Here is a 17,418-nt window from a genome sequence, read left to right as displayed (position 1 = left end):
TCTTTGGATTGATCTGAGTCAAACAAACTAGCTCATAATTACTATTTGTCACACAAAATAGATCTCACTCATAAAAATGAAATCTAAAAGTAAGGAGCTTAAACCTATTTAAAATACAGCAATGATTCACCAAAATCTGCTGTGTATATGTAAATGATTGTAAACCTATCAATAGTCATCTTTGGACACACAACTATTAAGGATAGTCCAAAAAACAACCTCAAGTACGATTTCGATTAGCCTAACCCTAGCGACTCCATTTTGAGAGATAATGCCCTATATTTTGTAGAGCATTACCAAACTCCTAGGGCATTTTTGAAGCATGTGAGTCAGATACGTTAACTCGAAGCTTTGGCCAAAATGTAAGCCAGTTTTTACGTTTCACTCTCTCATTAAAAACCGCTACCGGCTTGGCTGGATTATGGGTGATTTGCCCTTTGAATAATGATTCCAAGTCAAAACAATGCTTAATGATAATCTGCCCACTTGAATCCAAGACGGCGCCCACTGCAGTCTCCTTTTCTGGCCAATAGCGCATTGCATCAAGACTACTTTGATAAACAGGATCGTTGTTTCTTAAATGCATTCGAGCCTGATTCTTTACCGACCAAGGCATCAACGGTTCACGTAAACGCAACTTTTGTTCTAGCTCAAGATCTCGCTGAACTGAGCAGTCTTTTTGACAGTAGTAGATGACATCAATATCGTTGAGTGGACGATGGGTTTGAAACAGATGATCCCATACTAGATTTCTAACAAATCCCGCGCAAATCATGGCATCGGGAAGACAGAGAGATCGCAGCGCTTGTAATGCCCGCATTCGATAGGGGTCATTGGCAACTATATCGGCTATCGTTTGTTCGTAGCTCATGCAAATCCATTATTGCTTAAAATTGCCGTAGCCTCTGGCTACTCCACAACATAATCACAACGAAAAACAAAAGAAACATCGGTAGTACTTGGAACGAACTGTTCACTGCAATAAGACCTAGTAACGGTGGAATAAGGGTGGTTCCAACATAAGCAGTTGCCATCGAAAGACCAATGATTGTTTGTGAGGCTTGTTCCCCAAAACGCTTTGGCGTTAGATGAATCGTGTTCGGGTAAATTGGAGCACAACCCAGCCCAACAAGTACCAATCCGAGCTTAACTAAAACCAAAGAGCCTGGAAGTGCCATCAGAACTACGCCCAATAATATGGTAAATATTCCGACTCGCACCGAGTTTTCTTCTTTTACGTAGTCCGCGATAAATCCTGAGAAAAAGCGCCCTAGCGTAATTCCTAGAAAATACATTGAGGTCCAAAACGCTGCTTGTGTGGGCTCAACACCTTTCACGGTGATCAGGAAACTAGCAGCCCAAAGTCCGGTTCCAGCCTCCAAAGAGCAATAACAAAAGAACGTCAGTAGCTGCAGTTTCACGCCTTTGATTCGAAAGGCCATCGTATTACTAATCAAATGCGGTGACTCGCTAGATTCTGCAGAATGGCGAGTTTTAACGTTTGACCACAATGATATGGAAAGTAACAGCACCAAAACCAGCGCAAATTGTATAGCGGCAATCACTTCAAAACCCTCACGCCATCCTTGGTCTTGATTCAGATAGATCGCCATGATTAAGGGGCCCGAAGTTGCGCCAACTCCCCAAAATGAATGCAAGTAGTTCATATGCTTGGACTTGTAATGCAATGCCACAAAATTGTTTAGCGCTGCATCAACCGCTCCACCGCCAAGCCCCAAAGGAATGGCGAGTAGTACCAAAGTCCAAACTGATTGGGAGAATGCAAAGCCTAGCAATGCCAATGCGGTTAAAAGTACGCTGACAACCATCACTTTACCGGTACTAAAACGATGAATTAGGCGACTCGACAGCAAACTAGAAATAACAGTACCAGCGCTAATCACGATCGAGATAACACCTGCAAACTCAAGGCTTGAGTTCAAATCAACATAGGCGACCGGCCATGTTGAGCCTAGCACTGCATCGGGCAGTCCTAAACTAATGAACGCCAAATAAATAATGAGTAGTAATAACATTGATAACCAAGGGCATAGTTAATGGTAAAGACTAGACAATACTCTCAAGTAAAGGCATTGAATATCGATATACTACATTTAACTATAACGATTCTGCCAAATACAAATCTATGCAAGTATACGATATTAAAACAGATGCTGATGGAAGGGAACTCACCCAACACGGAGAGCTAGACTTCCCGTGTGCCTTCTATGACGAAAAATTTTCTGAATTTGTTGGGCAGGAAGTTCCTTGGCATTGGCACGAAGAAATCGAAATCGTGATGGTAGTTGAGGGAAGCGCTAATGTTGAATCACTTGGCACTCAGTGTGAGCTGCACCCTGGCGAAGCTCTAATTATTAATGCCAGTGCCTTACACAGGATGACTGATATTGGCACAAATGACTGCCGAGTTTTAAACGTTGTACTTGACCCTTTGTTTTTAGCAGGCAGCAAGCATAGTAAAATTTATAAGCGTTACTTTTTACCCGCACGTAACAACACTCAGTTTTCTGTCTACAAATTAACGCCAAATGTAGCTTGGCAAGCTTGCGCCATTGACGCACTAAGCCTTGCATTTGAAGACTTACAAAGCCAAAACTTTGGCTTTGAGATTTCCGTGCAAAGCCAACTTGCTCGTTTTTGGTTTTTGTTTTGCCGTCATGAGCCAAATATATTTATTCATGAACAGCTGACTCAAAAAACTGAGAGTAGAATTCAAAACCTTATCAATTTCATACACCAACACTATGCCAAACAGATTAGCGTAGCGGACATCAGTTCTGCGGCTCAAATCAGTAGTAGTGAGTGCTTTCGATTGTTCAAAAATTGCTTCCAATGCTCACCTAACAACTACCTACTTAACTTTCGATTACAGCAAGCAGCTAAGAATTTATTAGAAACGCAGAGCTCCATCACTCAGGTATCACTTGCTGTCGGTTTCAACAGCCCCGCCTATTTCAGTAAGAAGTTTAAGTTGCAGTTTGGTGTCAGACCTCGAGAATTTAGAAAATTATAAACATTACCAATAGTCTGGGTTCATCAATTCGTCGACACATTGCGCAATACCACATAGTCCAGATAAGGCTCCATCTGATAAGGCCTTTACCTGCCAAGCCTCTGGATAAGAAATCAAATATGGCGGATGAATATCTTGGCTGGCATAAAACCCTAATCGACCATAGTAATTTGGATCCCCAAGTACAAAAACAGCTACCACCTCACGCACTTTTAGCAAGTTAAGCCCATGTTCTACTAGTGCTGTTCCGACGCCTTTGTTTTGTTGAGAACCAATCACTGCTAATGGCGCAAGAATATAGGTGGGTAACTGGTCGTGCTCTTTAATCTTAACTGGACTAAAAACCACATGTCCGATCAACTCGCCTTCTTCCAAAGCAACCAGCGAGAGTACCTCGTCGCTACTTTTCATCAACGACATAGCCAAATTGGCTACCTCTTGCGCTTCATCAGCTGCGAAGCATTGCCGGTGAAGTTGCCCTATCAACTCAATTTGTGACACCTTAGATTCTTTAATTTCCATAGTCCGATCCTGAGCAATCAAAACAGCATTTGTCTATCCACCAATTTAAACCTCTTCAAGAGAAAAGCAATTTGAAACCGAGGCTAGTAATTATTTGTTCATAATAAAGAGTATGGTCATCAATCGGCTCCATAAAAAAGGCCAATACCTTACGTTAAGCTATTGGCCTTAGTTTATGACGATAAACTAGTAAAAAGAATGCTGAGGTACCTTCGATTTTACTGGGCGGCTACAGCCGTAGATTTATCTTGATATAGCATGCCATCGGCTTGGTTTATCCATATTTCGATATCGCTACTAGGCACGTGATATAAGTCATCAGCGCTATTTTTTTCATCGCCAGCATGCAAAATAAAGCCAAGTTCTAAACTCGGGTCGATTAACTCAATGACGCCGTAGCGGCCAAAATCATCTTCGGCAAAAAATGGCAATGGATTTGTCCACGTTGGGATACTATTTGCGGCAACACCATCCCCCCAAACGTGCAATCCCCAACCTTCAAAGTCAGACAAAGTGCGAGAATAGTGCACGATAAGTCCGTCAATAATGTTGATTGTTAGTATCGGCGAATCAATGTTTCCGGCATCGATCACAAACTCAATCACTTGGTTACTAAGCGGCGTCACAAAACTTAGGTCGGCACCATTATCAATCAAAGCTAACGCGCTACCGAAGTCCAAGGCCTCGCCACCAAAGTTTATCTCAGCCCAATCACTATCAGCGAGTTTAAATGACACCACGCCATCACCATTAGCGTCTGCGTCAGGACCAATAACCATCACTTGACGATATTTGTCTAAACCTTGATAGCTCAAAGCCGTTTGCGCAGCCCAGCCATTCATTTCACCACGAATAAATATATCGCGAGCATAACTTGGCGTGTCTTCACCCAACAAGGCACCTTGCTCGATTAGCATTTCAAAATCAGCTCCAATAGGCTCTAAACTAATCTCGTACTTAGCAGCAGCTGGAGCTTCAAAGCTGTCGTTAGGGCTTTCTATGCTACTTACAATAGCGACTTGGTCTAATGATACCTCATCGTCAATCGCTGAGTACTGCAAAGACCAATCCGCATTTGCAAACTTAAAGCTTATTGCACCCGCGGCTAAACTGACACTATGACGATATAAACCATCACTCCAGTAACTTAAACGTTGATCAGCGCTCCATCCATTATGATCGCCTCGCATATACATCGCTTGACCAAGAGGCCCAAAATCAGCATCCAAAACTGGCAAGATATAGTCAACAACACCATCCATATCTTGGTCAAAGGTCAGCAGATTAAATTGAGTCAGCCCACCGACTGCGATGTTGGTAACTAGGTTGCTTGGGTTTGCAGACTTCGTTAGTCCATATTCCGTAATCGGTCCACCAACATTAAGTGGGCTCCAATTACTATCGGCAAACTTAAACTCTAAGTCTCCCGAAGTGATATCAAGACTAACTTTATAGTGGCCCATACCCAAATATTGCACCGGGTCCGCACCCCAGCCATTTAGGCCACCCCGGACGTTAACGTCATCCCCAAATGGAGATGTAGCACCCGAGTATGGATTTAACACCATCGGGCTTTGAGCAACAGGGTTAGCGTCTTGGCTTAATTCCCCCGCGTTATTAAGATATAAGTGTGCCAGCAGTTCGCCGCTGTCAGACTCGCTAGACATACTAACTACCTGATTGCGGGTCAATAGTACGGGTTGGTCTACGGTGTAAAACTCACCATCAAAGTTTGTGAAAAACAATAAGTTGCTTTGGTCGTTGGCACCCCAATGTAGGTCCACTATGCCATCACTTACCGGCAACGGTCCCTGCATACTCCCGCTTTGATTCACGCTATAGGCATACGAGCGATCATTGCCATTCTGGTAGTCAATTTTCAGCTCGCTAGGTACCCGCGAGTCAACTAACAACTCAATACTTTGAGAACTTAATTGAGAATCACGATTGCTTAAATTCAACTCCAAGCTTAAACGAGTACCATCGTCAAATTGACTTACGTCCCAAAACAGTTGATAAGGCGCGGTTAAGTCACTCGCAATTGGTATTGCTTCGCCGCCATCTACACGGTAAGAAAAATCAAGTTTATAAGTGGGGATCTCGAGAGTTTCGACCCCTTGAACTAGTGCTTCAATTTGTAGAGAACCACTTGCAATGTCACCCTCATTAATGCCAACAATATCAAAGCCAGTTGTCGGCGAATCCTCAGCTTTTCCTTTGGCTTTAAGAACGACAATATCCAGACCTTTTACGTTAAGTGAAAGTGTACCTTGGTTAACGCTAGCCGATTTTTTGCTCCCCCATATCACTTGATAACCTTTGAACTGCGTTTCCAATTCAATACTTTTAACTTCATCGGCGTTATTTAGCGCAATCAGATAAGTTTCGCCCGTTGTAGGGTCAACACGGTTAATGACGTATAAACCAGCAGTATCGGCCTGCGCGAATCGCTCCACTTGAACTCCGCTTCTTAGAACCGGATGCGAACGGTATACTTTAGAAAGCTTTTTAAGATAACGGTAAATAGGATGTTTTTGGTCAAAGTTATCAACTGCTGTTGTGGCAAGCGTGCCGATTAACTGGTTGTCGTTAAAGCTATCGACAACTGAAGCATCCATATTTTCACGTGAATCTTGGTCTCCTCCATCTCCAGTGAAACCTTGTTCGTCGCCATAGTAAACAACAGGGATCCCACGTAGAAAGTACATCATTGAGTGGGCTAGCTTAGTTTTCTTGAGATTTACCGGTGTGTCTTCGCCACCCAGAAAATAACCAAAACGTCCCATGTCATGATTACCAATAAAGTTCATTAAGCGCGATGCATCGCTATCACTGTCATTGTAGTTGTCATCAGCTTCGAATAAAGAACGCAGCGCTGTTGGTGCTTGTTGGTCTGCAACTACTGAGCGAACCGCACCTTGAAAGCCAAAATCAAGTACTGATGGCAAATTACCCTTGGTGGTAAACTGACTTAAGTTACTTGGGTTTGCATCGTACACTTCGCCAAACATAAAGAATTGTGGAATGCCCACTGATTTGGCGTGCGCTTCTAATGCTGGAGAGAATTGCTGCCAAAACTCAATATTGACGTGTTTAACAGTGTCAATCCGAAAACCGTCCGGCTTAAATTCAGAAACGATATTATTGAAGATCTCAATCATGCCCGCTACAACGGCAGGATCATCAGTGTTTAAGTCATCAAGACCAAAAAAGTCACCATAAACTGAGTTTTCACCCGAGAAGGTGGTATCACCTTGGTTGTGATAATACGCAGGATCGTTTAACCACTCGGGTACTTTTGCGTATTCTTCTCCCGCAGGTAAGAAAGGTGTGAAAGTATCACCAGCTTCTATTTGAGCTAGAGACTTGTAATCGCAGCTAGTGAGTCCTTCTTGGTATTCTCCACTGACATCATGACACTCTTCATATTTGATAACGTCGGCAGTGTGGTTAGTAATGATGTCAAAGAACACTTTTATATTTCGTGAATGGGCATCTTCGATCAGAGCCTTTAGATCATCATTACTACCTAAATGGGGGTCAATTTGAGTAAAGTCGAGGGTCCAATAACCATGGTAAGCTGAGGATTGTCCTTGTACCGCTTTATTTTTGAGAATTGGGGTCATCCAAATCGCGGTTATCCCCATTTCTTCAAGGTAGTCCAGCTTTGCGCTTAAGCCTTGGATATCTCCGCCGTGATACCAAGCTTTGTCAGTTGGGTCAAAACCATGCTGCTCACGAGAACCGCTTTCATCACCTAAGTCATTATCCGGGTTGGCGTTATGAAAACGATCGGGCATTACAAAATAGAAAACGTCATCCTTTACGTCACGATCTAAGTAGTGAGTTAGTTGATTCGGGTCTTTACAAGCATTTAAGCCCGCAACCAAAACAGCAACGCCGGCGCAAGCCGTCAATAGGCGTCGATTGAATTTAAACTTCATGTTGTCCTCCGTTGACAATCCGAGTTTGGGATGGACGTTGAAGTATTCTCGCCCTGTCCTCTGCATCGCTATAGCTGCTGAAATTTCATGCAATAGCGCGTACAAAATAGCAGTGATAGCCGCTTAAAAACGCAAGCAAGAACGGGCTAAGACTCAAACTGTGACTGAAAGGGTTTTCGCAAACGCTTTCAAGAATCAACTAAATATCAAAAACAAGCGTTGATTCACACTTTACAATTGATGCTTCACACACCAGCGGAACATATTTCCTAACACTGATCACAATAAAAAAGGCTGCTATCTTTCGATAGCAGCCTTGTGCGAGTTATATCAATTTCGAGTTAATTACTTTTACGTTCAAGTACCACTATAAAAACGACACCTAAAAGCATCAAAGCTACACAACTCAAGGTTTGCGGGTCTTGCTGTAATAGCTGTGCATATTGAGTCGGCAATATGTTCATTTGCTGCAATGGTTTTTCGATTCCTTCAGAACTCGTGTACGTAGAAACCACCTGTTTCCAAGGCCAAAGCAGAGACAATGAACCGAGTAGAAATCCAGTTAATACTGCATAACTAGGGTTGTGCCATCGTTTAAGTAAATAGGACAAAAGATGCGAGAAGCTTAATAAGCCAATAAGTGCGCCACCGGCAAACAATGCTAACGCGCTTATTTGAAGCTGATTTACTGCGGTTAATAATGGGTGATACATACCTAAAATCAGAAGAATAAAACTGCCAGATATTCCAGGAAGTATCATCGCACATATAGCAATCATACCGGCGAAGAAATAGTAGTAGTTTTGTACGTCAATACTTGCAGGGCTTAGTTGTGAAACCAGTAAGGAAAACCCACAACCAAGGGCCAAGCTTATCCAAGAAGCCGCTGACCAAGTTTTTATTTGCTTCGAAATATGCCAAGCCGACGCCAATATCAAACCACTAAACAATGACCATACCAACAGTTGGTGATGTTCAAGCAACCAAGAAACTATTTTCGCAAGGCTAAGAATACTGGTCATTATTCCGCTAAAAAGTATTAGCAAAAAGTTACCGTCTATATGATCCCAAGCAGCCTTAAGTCCTTGTTTGCGCCATATTTGAATTGCAGGGAAATTGATTTGTCGAATAGCATTTAGCAGACGCTCATAGATACCGGTAATGAACGCAACGGTACCACCTGAGACACCAGGGACAACATCAGCGGCTCCCATGGCAAGGCCTTTGACAAATATCATCCAAGCTTCTTTAAAACCAAACATTTACGATGTACCAATTTATTGTCGATTTAGATTGCGTTGCATCATAAGACAATTACACGCGTAAAGGAACGTTGGTGCTAAGCCTGTTGTATTTTCAAGTCCTAAATGAGTCGATGGATAAATACCCTAGCTGCCTAGGGATTTGAAATCCAGTACCCCAGCTTCAAAGACACTTTCACTTGGGCCAAGGGTCTTTTTATTGAAGTGTTGCTTGTCAGCAATTTTTAAGCGGATGTTAGGATGTAGCTCTTTTCTAACAATAACTTTCGCAGAATCTAGAAAATCTTCAGTCTGTTGGACGTTATCTTCGAGTTCTTTCGAAATTCGATACAAGTCACTACGATGTTGATTAATTTCTTGGTCTAGCTGATCGGAGAGTTCTTTTCTTACCGCAGCATCGGCTTCTCGCTTTAGACCTAGCTGCGCTTTGATCACTCTAGAAATTTCATCATGGCATTGTTTTTCAGCATCTTGTAATTCATGATACCGCGCCACAATTTGGGTGTATTCTCCCATAATGCTTAGCTCAGTTGCTGTACCTGCTTGGGCTCCAAGCACGATAGTGCTAATCCGGCCACCAGCGTGCACTTTGCCACCGACAATTGTTCCCTTTCGACCCGCTTTATCGATGACCGAGACTTCTTGACCACTGTCAACTGAGCTATGCAGTAATTGATTGGTTACAAAAATGGCCTTTTTGGCGGTTACTTTTGAGTATTGAACAAAGCCGGCGTTAAAACTTCCCTTGCAGTTAATCTCACAAGAATAGTGCATGGTTCCTTCTTGTACCCGATGTCCTATCACCCCTTGAGTAACCACAATATCACCGCCAGACTCTATTTGGGCCGACTCAACAAAACCAGCAACGTGTACATCGCCACCAGCTTTTACGCTCATACCTTCAGCAATGTTACCTGAAACTAAAACCGAACCAGGAAAGTCGATATTACCGGTACCAATATCCACATTATCAATGATCAGCGCGTCGTCCACTTTCATCCCATTTTCGGTTTCTAATGGTAAGCCAGTTTTAGTCGCAATTAAGCGATTGTTGTCGTTCTCATCAATATCAACGCCTTCTCCGGCATCAAAGTCGATTTCTTTTCCACGATAAAAAGGAACTTCAGTCCCGGTAATTGTCAGGCCGCTATGCCCTTCGACATAGGGATGGCGTAGCATCAATGGCATACCAGGCTCAACCGTTACAAAGGATCCAAGCTCTCGCATATCTACGGTGCCGTCATCGCGCTCTTTTGGAACTAGCATCCGTTCTTTAAGTGTTTCGACCAAGCGTTCAAATCGAGAATCAATACCATCCTCAGGTTTACGACCCAAGGCAATAACTTTACGAATGCGTTGACCTGGGGGGGCGCTTAGCGCCAGCTTCAGTAAATTAATCGCTCGATTTTTTTGCAATCCATTGCGAATACCGGCGTTACGCATTGCTTCAGATAGTTGCGCTGCTGTTATATGGGTGCCGCCTTTCGCCGCTACAATAATGCCCCATGCCGCCATTTTGTTATCGGCTATTTCAATTTCTATGCTGGCATTTACTGCAGTTGCGAGTTGAACCAGTATACGTTCGCCTTCTAACAATAAAGGATCTTCAATAACCTGACTAAATTTGACCACCGCATCTTCAATCGCCGAGTTGTCAATCTCATAGTGCCCATATGGCGAACGCACTAATAACGCTTTTATATCAGTTGCGGTTATTGCGCGGTCTTGCGCAGTAACATGAACAAAAACTGCTTGTTTGTCATCGGACAACACCAAATGGCTTTGGTCTAGCATAGTTTTCCTTATCGCAAAGGCGGTTCTAAGTTCAAAAAATAAGTACAACGGTCGTTGGTATTGCAAATGTCTTTGACAAAAAGCAACAAAACACAAGCAGAAACATCAGCTTCGCTTCAAGATAAATTACTACTTTTTTTGTCAAAGCGTAAGAGAAACCCGTCGAATATCTGACACAGGGTCACCGATCAGTAGCATTAATTTAAAAGTTTAGTCGCTGTTGATATTTTTTTTAGGTTTAATTGCCTATATTGGCTGTTGATTATTAGCCTAATTGACGGCTTCTAACGCAATTCAAGTCAATTACATATCTTTTCTAGGCTTCACCAAGCCTTAAAGAAACAAATGCTGAAGTAGCAATACCTCACTGCTGGTTGGTATGCTTAGCCAAAATTTAGCAAAAAACTTGTGTGGAAACGTTTTACCATGGCTTAGGCATAGCTCTCATTTTTAGTTATTTGCCCAAAAAATTCAGTTTCTAAGACTTTACTTAGATAATTTGCGTGCTATTCTGAATCTAGTGTAAACGTTTCCACAAGTATTGGACGATGGAAAATGGAGAACAACGTGAAAGTACTTATCACCGGCGGAATGGGTTATATCGGCAGCCACACCTGCATACAGCTTATAGCTGCGGGCATTGAACCGATTATTTTGGACAACTTATGTAACAGCAAAGAAATTGTACTGCAAAGAATCGCAGCGATAAGTGGCAAAACACCGGACTTCTACTTGGGTGATGTGCGTGATCGCGCCTTATTAGACAAAATCTTTAGCGAACATGAAATTTACGCGGTCATCCACTTTGCAGGCCTAAAAGCGGTCGGAGAGTCAGTCGCCAAACCTTTAGAATACTACGACAATAATGTACATGGCTCCTTGGTTCTAGCTGAAGCGATGCGCGACGCCGGAGTAAAACGTTTAATATTTAGTTCTTCAGCAACGGTTTACGGCGACCCACAAGAGATTCCTATTAAGGAAACAACTGCAACAGGTGCCACCACCAACCCTTATGGCCGCAGTAAGTATATGGTCGAGGAATGCATGCGCGATTTGGTGAATGCTGATCCGCAATGGAGTGTCACTTTATTGCGCTACTTTAATCCAGTAGGTGCCCATGAATCTGGCACCATGGGGGAAGACCCCCAAGGCATCCCTAACAATCTAATGCCTTTCATCGCTCAAGTAGCCGTAGGCCGCCGCGAATTTCTCAGTGTGTTTGGTGACGATTACCCAACTGTGGATGGCACCGGTGTACGCGACTATATTCACGTCGTTGATTTGGCTGATGGTCACGTCGCAGCACTGAATAAAGCCAGTCCAAAGCATGGATTACATATCTACAATTTGGGGACCGGTAACGGCGCTAGTGTACTAGAAATGGTTGCTGCTTTTTCAAAAGCCAGTGGCAAAGAAGTGAAGTATCAAGTGAGTCCGCGCAGACCAGGTGACATTGCCGAATGTTGGGCCGATCCAAGCAAAGCGATGCTAGAGCTGGACTGGAGTCCAAGCCGAGACCTCGAAACGATGACCACGGATAGCTGGCGCTGGCAGTCAAACAACCCCAATGGTTACCAAGAATAATTAGTTAGCTTAAGGAGCGGCGTTCATTCGCCAAGATAAAAACCTATGACCCAATTTGATCCCGTGGACCATCCACACCGTCGTTATAACCCGCTAAGCGGACAATATGTGTTGGTTTCTCCACACCGCGCCAAACGTCCATGGCAAGGACAAGACGAAAAAACCGACGATAATATATTGCCAAGTTACGAAGCAAGTTGCTTTTTGTGTCCAAGCAATGAGCGTATCTCAGGCGATATTAACCCGGATTATAAAGGCACATTTGTTTTTACCAATGATTTTGCCGCTCTAACCGTAGACGCTCCCGATGCGCCAACCAACGACGATCCGCTGATGCGCTGTGAAACAGCACGCGGCACTAGTCGCGTGATTTGCTTCTCACCGGATCACAGCAAGACGCTACCTCAGTTATCTGTGTCTGCTATCCGTTCCATCGTAGATACTTGGGATGAGCAAATAAGCGAGCTTAGTAAAGATTATATTTGGGTACAAGCCTTTGAAAATAAAGGCGCAACTATGGGCTGTTCTCAACCTCATCCACATGGTCAAATTTGGGCAAACAGTTTTATACCCAACGAGATAGCGCGTAAAGATGAGTTACTCCTTGCCTATAACGCCGAACATGGTAGTAATTTACTACTCGATTACGCCCTCAGAGAACAAGCTGATGGCAGCCGAACAGTCGTTGAAACCAAACACTGGATCGCAGTAGTACCGTATTGGGCGGCTTGGCCATTCGAAACCATGCTTTTACCAAAATTTGCAGCGAATCGCTTTGATGCACTTAATACAGAACAAAAAGACGACCTTGCCGATGCCATAAAGCGCCTCACGAGTCGTTATGACAACTTATTTAAAACCTCATTCCCTTATTCAATGGGTTGGCACTATGCGCCATTTAAACGCAACCAAGAAGGTCAACTCGAAGATGATAATGCTTGGCAATTACATGCCTTGTTTTATCCACCACTGCTTCGCAGTGCAAGTGTTCGCAAGTTTATGGTCGGCTACGAAATGCTTGCCGAAAGCCAGCGCGATTTAACCCCTGAGCAAGCTGCTGAGAAACTACGGGCTGTTAGCGACGTTCATTACAAAGACCAATAGGAGTTTTTGATGTTTTTACCTGATTCAGCATTGATAGAAGCCGTAAGTTCAAGCTTCTCGCAACAATTTGACTATCAAGCCCCTACTTTGGTTCAGGCCCCGGGACGTGTAAACCTCATTGGTGAGCACACCGATTATAATGATGGATTTGTATTACCTTGCGCCATCAACTATCACACCCTTGTTGCCTGCGCAAAACGTGAAGATAACATCGTTAGAGTTTACTCAGTAGACTACCAACAGGTTGATGAGTTCGACGTAAGCCAGCCAATTGTTGCTCACCCTGAATATATGTGGGCAAATTATATTCGAGGTGTAGCTAAACACTTACTAGCACGCGGGTATCAGTTCGGCGGCGCAGACTTAAGTGTTAGTGGCAACGTACCGCAAGGCGCTGGTTTAAGTTCTTCAGCATCTTTGGAAGTAGTCATAGGACAAGTGTTCAAGACCTTATACGACTTGAATATTAGTCAACAAGAAATTGCTTTAAACGGACAAGAGGCAGAGAACAAATTTGTCGGTTGTAATTGCGGCATTATGGATCAGCTTATTTCTGCTGAAGGGCAGCAAAGCCATTCCTTGCTAATCGACTGCCGTAGCCTAGAAACTAAGGCCGTTCCAATGCCTGAAAACATGAGCATTGTTATCATTCATTCAAACGTCAAACGTGGCTTGGTCGATAGCGAGTACAACACGCGTCGCGAACAGTGCGAAGCCGCTGCAAGTGCACTAGGGGTTAAGGCCCTACGCGACGTGAGCGTTGAAGGTTTAGATCAAAAACTAGCTTCGCTTCCAATAGATGTCGCTAAACGCGCTCGTCACGTGGTTACCGAGAACTACCGCACTACCGAAGCTGCTCGCGCATTAAGTCAGGGCGATATGCGTTATTTGGGTGAACTTATGGCGCAGTCACATGCATCAATGCGCGATGATTTCGAAATCACAGTGCCACCAATTGACTATATTGTAGACCTTGTCAAAGAAGTTATAGGTGACGAGGGCGGAGTACGCATGACCGGTGGCGGCTTTGGTGGTTGTGTCGTTTCATTAGTACCGCCGCATTTAGTTGAACCGCTAAAAGCGGCTCTAGCCCAGAAATATCAAGCCAAAACAGGGATCAAAGAAACCATTTATGTTTGCCGAGCACTTAATGGAGCCGGCGCGCTTTAACACTTTCCTTTAGGTGTCACGTTTTGGGGAAGCTTAGCTTCCCCTTTTTTGTTTATACCTCACCTACAGAACACACAATTGAGCTAATTTCAGAAAATCACCTAGTTGTTAAAGCCCTAAACTCGCTGTCACTCAAAACCTTAGTTTCAAGCAGCCTCTTTAGCTAAGCGTTTAACATTGGGCTAATAATGCCCGTGAAACTCGGCTTATAGCGATTACTTACGTGATCTCTCACACAAAAATTCAATATCTGCAATCGAGCAATAAATTTCATAATTGTTACCCGCAAAGCCAAGCATCAGGATAGACCCACGATAATTTTTTACTGCCCTACTTGCAGGAGCAACTATGTACATTGGGATTGATTTAGGAACATCTGGCGTCAAAGCGGTTCTATTGTCTGAAACTGGCGATATTATTGATCAGCAAAGTTCACCGCTGTCTGTGAGCAGACCTCAGGAATTATGGTCTGAACAAGCTCCACAAGATTGGTGGACAGCCACTTGCAATGCCATGCAAGCTTTAGCTGATAATCAAAGCTTAGCCAGCGTTAAGTCGATGGGAATCGCCGGTCAAATGCACGGTGCCACTTTGATTGACAAAAATGCCGACATTATCCGCCCTTGTATGCTTTGGAATGATGGCCGTAGCGCGCAACAATGTGCTGAGATTGAAGCTAAAGTTCCGAGTGCACACCAGATCAGCGGAAATTTAGTGATGCCTGGTTTTACAGCCCCTAAAGTGTTGTGGGTCAAACAAAACGAACCAGAGAATTTTGCCCGTATTGATAAAGTACTATTACCAAAAGACTATCTAAATTTCCGACTCAGCGGCCAATTTGCTTCAGATATGTCTGACGCTGCTGGTACGTCGTGGTTAGATGTAGAGAAACGCGATTGGAGCCTCGAAATGCTCGAAGCTTGCGGACTTAATCGTTCACATATGCCAAGTCTATTTGAAGGCAACCAAATAACCGGACAGCTTAAAGCTAGTTTAGCCAAACGCTGGGGAATGAACGAAGTCGCAATTGTAGCAGGCGGTGGGGACAATGCTGCCGGTGCTGTAGGTGTTGGTATTATTAAACCCGGTCAAGCCATGTTATCGCTGGGTACCTCTGGGGTATATTTTGCGGTAAGTAATGGCTATCGCAGTAATCCAGAGTCTGCCGTGCATAGTTTTTGTCACGCTTTACCTGATACTTGGCACTTGATGTCAGTAATTTTGAGTGCCGCCGCCTGCTTAGACTGGGTGGTGGAACTCACAGGCTTAGAAAGCGTGCCCGAAATGCTCAAACAAGTTGAAGCTCTTGACCAAGGTGTACCCTCATCAGTGTTGTTTTTACCCTATTTATCTGGGGAGCGTACACCTCACAACAACCCAGAGGCCAAAGGCGTATTCTTCGGAATGAGTCATGAAACCACCAAGTTGGAACTTGCAAAGTCGGTACTCGAAGGTGTTGGTTATGCCTTTGCTGATGGGTTTAGAGTTCTGCATGAATCCGGCCTAAAGCCCGATGAAATTTCGCTCATTGGTGGCGGTGCTCGCAGCGCTTACTGGCGTCAAATGTTAGCCGATATTACTGGAGAATCCCTTCGCTACTGTAAAGGTGGTGAAGTTGGACCCGCACTAGGCGCCGCTCGCTTGGCCAAGCTTGGAGTAAATCCTGATTTAAGCCTAGATGACGTTTGTCCGAGCCCAGAATTAGTACAGATTCACGAGGTGAATATCGAAAGACATAATGCCTACCAAAGTTCGCAAGCGCGCTATCAAGAGCTATACCAACGTTTAGCCGATTTTTTCTAATCTCAACTTGGGTTGCACGGTGTGCATTCGTGCAGCCCAGCATGCTAGAGTATACGAAGCTGTGTAAAATGCTGTCTTGCACTCAGAACTGAAATTTAAAGCAATAAACTGTCCGGTTGGACAAGTTTTTTATGGCCTTTAAGTGCAATCTATGGCAAAACATGTCTATCTTGTACCACTACAAGTTCCGCTAAGGGATTTACAATTAAAATTATAGGAAATTTATTATGAGCTCTCTTCTCGAGCAACTCAAAACCATGACCACGGTCGTTGCAGATACCGGCGATTTAGAGACAATGCGTAAGTTCTCTCCTGAAGATGCTACGACCAACCCGTCGTTGATCGTTAAAGCTTTAGGCTTACCGGAGTACAATACCCTTCTTGCTGACGTTGCAAGCTACGCTAAAGGATTAAGTCAGGATCCATCTGAGCAAATTCAAAACGCAGCCGATAAGTTGATTGTTACCATTGGTTGTAAAGTGCTTGAACTCGTACCAGGGCGTATTTCTACTGAAGTTGATGCTCGTTTGTCGTTTGATACCCAAGCCACCATCGCTAAAGCACGTAAATTAATCGCTTTGTATGCCGAGCAAGGTATTTCAAAAGACCGTGTTCTTATCAAAATCGCATCCACTTGGCCGGGTATCCGCGCTGCAGAAATCCTCGAAAAAGAAGGCATCAATTGTAACCTAACGCTGTTGTTCTCTTTTGCTCAAGCACGAGCATGTGCAGAGGCTGGCGTGTATTTGATTTCACCTTTTGTAGGACGAATTTTGGATTGGCATAAAGCTAAAACACCAGAGCAAGACTTCAATGGTGCTGCAGATCCAGGCGTTGAGTCAGTTACCGCCATTTACGATTATTACAAGCAATACGGTTACAAAACGGTAGTGATGGGTGCCAGTTTCCGAAATATAAGTGAAATTGTAGAATTAGCCGGTTGCGACCGCCTCACCATTGGTCCGGCCTTACTTGAAGAACTTGATGCAACACAAGCGCCTCTTAGCCGCAAATTACTAGAAGCGAAGGACGTCAAAACTGCTCCAGGAGCTCTCAGTGAAGCTGAGTTCTATTGGCAACACAATGAAGATGCCATGGCGACTGAGAAACTAGCTGAAGGTATTAGAGCCTTTGCTGTTGACCAAGAAAAACTTGATGTGATGCTTAAAAAAGCACTCGCTTAAGCGATTGCTTGAACTAT

The 17,418-nt window shown here is 43.9% G+C and carries 12 protein-coding genes; 6 read left to right on the top strand and 6 right to left on the bottom strand.

Features of this window, described 5'->3' with window-relative positions; genetic code table 11:
* Nucleotides 1–304 precede the first annotated feature (304 nt).
* Nucleotides 305–871 carry a nucleotidyltransferase family protein gene (locus DBZ36_RS16630; protein WP_120356100.1) on the bottom strand — a complete coding sequence of 189 codons (567 nt, stop codon included), beginning with the start codon at nucleotides 869–871 and terminating at the stop codon, nucleotides 305–307.
* A 16-nt stretch (nucleotides 872–887) separates the two neighbouring features.
* Nucleotides 888–2,036 carry an MFS transporter gene (locus DBZ36_RS16625; protein WP_120356099.1) on the bottom strand — a complete coding sequence of 383 codons (1,149 nt, stop codon included), beginning with the start codon at nucleotides 2,034–2,036 and terminating at the stop codon, nucleotides 888–890.
* 110 nt (nucleotides 2,037–2,146) lie between these two features.
* On the opposite strand from DBZ36_RS16625, the gene DBZ36_RS16620 reads away from it, so the two are divergent.
* Nucleotides 2,147–3,034, top strand: coding sequence for an AraC family transcriptional regulator (locus DBZ36_RS16620; protein ID WP_120356098.1), 888 nt, complete (start codon nucleotides 2,147–2,149; stop codon nucleotides 3,032–3,034).
* 3 nt (nucleotides 3,035–3,037) lie between these two features.
* Here the strand turns inward: DBZ36_RS16620 and DBZ36_RS16615 are convergent, their stop codons facing one another.
* The 4 genes from DBZ36_RS16615 to DBZ36_RS16600 all read right to left on the bottom strand — a co-directional run bounded on the left by DBZ36_RS16615 (nucleotide 3,038) and on the right by DBZ36_RS16600 (nucleotide 10,556).
* Nucleotides 3,038–3,556, bottom strand: a complete 519-nt coding sequence (locus DBZ36_RS16615; protein WP_120356097.1) for a GNAT family N-acetyltransferase — start codon at nucleotides 3,554–3,556, stop codon at nucleotides 3,038–3,040.
* Nucleotides 3,557–3,774: 218 nt separating this feature from the next.
* The gene (locus DBZ36_RS16610; RefSeq protein ID WP_120356096.1) at nucleotides 3,775–7,500 is read right to left on the bottom strand and encodes an alpha-amylase family glycosyl hydrolase; all 3,726 of its coding nucleotides are present in this window, start codon (nucleotides 7,498–7,500) and stop codon (nucleotides 3,775–3,777) included.
* 341 nt (nucleotides 7,501–7,841) lie between these two features.
* Nucleotides 7,842–8,762, bottom strand: a complete 921-nt coding sequence (locus DBZ36_RS16605; protein WP_199711904.1) for a DUF368 domain-containing protein — start codon at nucleotides 8,760–8,762, stop codon at nucleotides 7,842–7,844.
* Nucleotides 8,763–8,888: 126 nt separating this feature from the next.
* Nucleotides 8,889–10,556 (bottom strand): DUF342 domain-containing protein, encoded by a 1,668-nt coding sequence (locus DBZ36_RS16600; RefSeq protein WP_120356095.1) that lies wholly within the window; start codon nucleotides 10,554–10,556, stop codon nucleotides 8,889–8,891.
* A 567-nt stretch (nucleotides 10,557–11,123) separates the two neighbouring features.
* Here DBZ36_RS16600 and galE point away from each other — a divergent pair.
* From galE to tal, 5 genes are all read left to right on the top strand, one after another.
* On the top strand, nucleotides 11,124–12,140 hold the full coding sequence (galE, locus tag DBZ36_RS16595; RefSeq protein WP_120356094.1) for a UDP-glucose 4-epimerase GalE: 1,017 nt from the start codon (nucleotides 11,124–11,126) through the stop codon (nucleotides 12,138–12,140).
* Between the two features lie 45 nt (nucleotides 12,141–12,185).
* Complete coding sequence (locus tag DBZ36_RS16590; RefSeq protein ID WP_120356093.1) at nucleotides 12,186–13,244, top strand: UDP-glucose--hexose-1-phosphate uridylyltransferase; 1,059 nt, start codon at nucleotides 12,186–12,188, stop codon at nucleotides 13,242–13,244.
* A 9-nt stretch (nucleotides 13,245–13,253) separates the two neighbouring features.
* On the top strand, nucleotides 13,254–14,414 hold the full coding sequence (galK, locus tag DBZ36_RS16585) for a galactokinase (RefSeq protein ID WP_120356092.1): 1,161 nt from the start codon (nucleotides 13,254–13,256) through the stop codon (nucleotides 14,412–14,414).
* Between the two features lie 348 nt (nucleotides 14,415–14,762).
* Nucleotides 14,763–16,217: a xylulokinase gene (gene xylB / locus DBZ36_RS16580; RefSeq protein WP_120356091.1), complete on the top strand. Its 1,455-nt coding sequence runs from the start codon at nucleotides 14,763–14,765 to the stop codon at nucleotides 16,215–16,217.
* 227 nt (nucleotides 16,218–16,444) lie between these two features.
* Nucleotides 16,445–17,401, top strand: a complete 957-nt coding sequence (gene tal, locus DBZ36_RS16575; protein WP_120356090.1) for a transaldolase — start codon at nucleotides 16,445–16,447, stop codon at nucleotides 17,399–17,401.
* Nucleotides 17,402–17,418: the final 17 nt, after the last annotated feature.

It is taken from the genome of Alginatibacterium sediminis, from assembly GCF_003610775.1.
Taxonomy (GTDB): Bacteria; Pseudomonadota; Gammaproteobacteria; order Enterobacterales; family Celerinatantimonadaceae; genus Alginatibacterium; species Alginatibacterium sediminis.
Note: the sequence above shows the minus strand (reverse complement) of the source record. Positions and strands in the feature narration are given on the sequence as shown.